Annotated in this window: 3 protein-coding genes; all 3 read right to left on the bottom strand. The window is 42.9% G+C overall.

What is annotated here, in order from left to right; all coding sequences use genetic code 11:
• Positions 1 to 199: hypothetical protein (locus BSZ32_RS19425; protein WP_206018845.1), on the bottom strand; the 199-nt coding region annotated here is incomplete at its 3' end.
• 778 nt (positions 200 to 977) lie between these two features.
• Complete coding sequence (locus BSZ32_RS13265) at positions 978 to 1,514, bottom strand: hypothetical protein (protein ID WP_105043856.1); 537 nt, start codon at positions 1,512 to 1,514, stop codon at positions 978 to 980.
• A 535-nt stretch (positions 1,515 to 2,049) separates the two neighbouring features.
• Positions 2,050 to 2,439 (bottom strand): hypothetical protein, encoded by a 390-nt coding sequence (locus BSZ32_RS13260; protein ID WP_105043855.1) that lies wholly within the window; start codon positions 2,437 to 2,439, stop codon positions 2,050 to 2,052.
• Positions 2,440 to 2,452 lie beyond the last annotated feature (13 nt).

Raw genomic sequence — 2,452 nt, 5'->3', positions numbered from 1 at the left:
GAACCCCACCGCTGCCCAGTCTGTGACGGCAAGCTGCAATTCCTGCGCGAAATCCCCAGACTCCCCCCCTCCCGAGGACCACCTTTTTGAGAAATCCTATTTTTAAAATGAGATCTACGACAGGCTCTAACATCAAGAACTCCCGAGTAGCGATCGCGCCCGCCATCGCTAGAGAACGTGTGCTTTGGAAACTGCTCATTCAGGTCGAAATGAGGCTCATCAATGTCCTAACAGTGCTGTTAGGCAGCTCAAATCCAGCCACGCAAGGACACCGGGACACTGGTCAGCGATACAGAGTAAAACACCCGTCAGCTAAGCTTCTAAAAAGGCAATTGCAGGAGATTTCCCAGCGAGAGACCATCTCAAACCCCTACTCTATAAGGGCTCAAAGGAAAACGCATAGAACGTCCTAAACTACACCGGTAGATCCAAGGCGGGCTAGTTCAACAACCGATAACTCTCATGCTCCGCTATCGCTCCGATGAGAAGCTATCTTTGGAGTTAGCCAAATTTGTTTTGTGGATGATTATTAGAATTGAAGCTAGTACCATGGAAAATGGTATGATCATTAAGTGAGTTGCTATGAAATAGAGAATCACGCAAATCTCATACGGGAAATGAGATGGGTGAAGAGCTGGTCCATGTTGGAATAGGTAAGTTCCTACTTTTATGAAGAATTGAGCTATCTGAAAAATTGATAGGCTACAACCAAATAGGAGAATCAATGTAGCAAATACTTTTGAGCTATTTGAATCACGCCTCTTTTTTAGACCTACAATAAAAAGTGTTATGATGAGAATGATACCTATAACTAGAATGGCCAAGTCAGCCCCTCGTACTGCATCGAGAATTGTGAATGTGAGTGGATCGATCATATTTTTTAGGCTAACGTAAAGCACACGGATCACTGACCTCTCAGTGCACTTAGGTTTTGGGTTGTGTTTGAAATTGTCATAAATCGGCGAGCTCTAAGCTGGTCAGTGATTCGGTGCAGCGTCTTGTTCTGTAGAGACGGTCTTTAGCAGTTTGCTGAGTTCTTTATGAATTAGTTTGGCCTTATCTTCATCACGAATTGTGAGTTCGAACGACGGTGTGTTTATTTGGATATGTACCCTAGGAGCTAACAATGGGTGCTCGCCTATTCTTATTAAAACCCTCTTACCAACAGACTTGCCAGTAAGGCTGGCAAAAGAGGCTTGTGCCTTGTCGCCTAGCTCTATGATGATTTGGTAGGCATCATAAGTGGATTTATTCTTGAGCGAGCCGTCTTTATTATAAACCCTGGAATCTATTTCTACGGTTTCAAGTTTAGTGCCTACCAGTTCATGTATCTTGAAATCTACGTCTGAGTTAACGAATCCTTGAATCTCAAGATCCTTTATTTCAATAGATTTTGAATTCTTAAATTTCTTATCATGAATGATCAGAAACTCTAGTGCTGGTCGAGCATCATCAGCAAATGTACTTATAAGCTGAAGTATAAATGCGACGACGAAAATTGAGAATGGCTTCATTTTTTACAGAACGTAAAGCGCACGGATCACTGACCGCTCAGTGCACTTAGGTTTTGGGTTGATGGTGAAATTGTCATAAATCGGCGCTCTCTCAGCTGGTCAGTGATTCGGTGCCGCGTCTTGTTCTCTCCGTACGGTTCTTTATCCGTGCACCTAATCTGGATGAGAATGAACTGAGAAAAACCATGGGTAAACCTAGAATGAGCTCTGGATTTGGATGAGCACACGACCTTGCGATTCGGGAAGTAAAAGAAATGTTAGGATCTGGTGCAACTCAGAAATCAGAAAACCCCTTCCCTTTCTGTAATTCGTGAATGGCCGAAAACCAAAACGCATTGATGAGATGGTGTAATCAACTGGAATAATCTAGTCCTGAAAATACGCAAACGACTGGCTAATCAATAGAGAACGTAAAGCACATGCATCACTGACACTCAGTGTACTTCAAGTTTTGGGTTATGGTTGAAATTGTCATGAAATTAGAACTCTCGAGCGTGTCAGTGATTGTATGATGCGTCTTGTTAGCTAGATTTTATTATTTTGTTGCTCGCTGGTAAATTGTGATCTTTACGTCAGCTCCACATTTCGCGATTTGATCGAGAACCTCGCATCTCAAGGCTGAGGTGAAAACCCCTTCAGGAGGGCACGACTCGTAGCCAATATCAAAGACTCTTCGATCTGCTTGATCCCAAACTAACAGCGCTTGTTCACCCAGACTATTGATAGCATCGCAAAAGGAAATAATAATAGCATTCGGATCATCCCTAGATTCTTCGTCTTCTATTTCAAAGCTAGCAAGGAAGCCCGTGTCTGAAGAACCATTGTACAGTACCAAGCATCCTGCTTCATCTAACTCGCGGCATAGGTGGTCCAAGGGTTCAGAAAATTCAATTTCGAGATCAATATTGATGAATTCGACTGGCATTGTATTTTAAGCT

It is taken from the genome of Rubritalea profundi (genome assembly GCF_002954445.1).
GTDB lineage: Bacteria > Verrucomicrobiota > Verrucomicrobiia > Verrucomicrobiales > Akkermansiaceae > Rubritalea > Rubritalea profundi.
The sequence above is the reverse complement of the archived record's forward strand: the minus strand, read 5'-3'. Positions and strand labels throughout refer to the sequence as shown.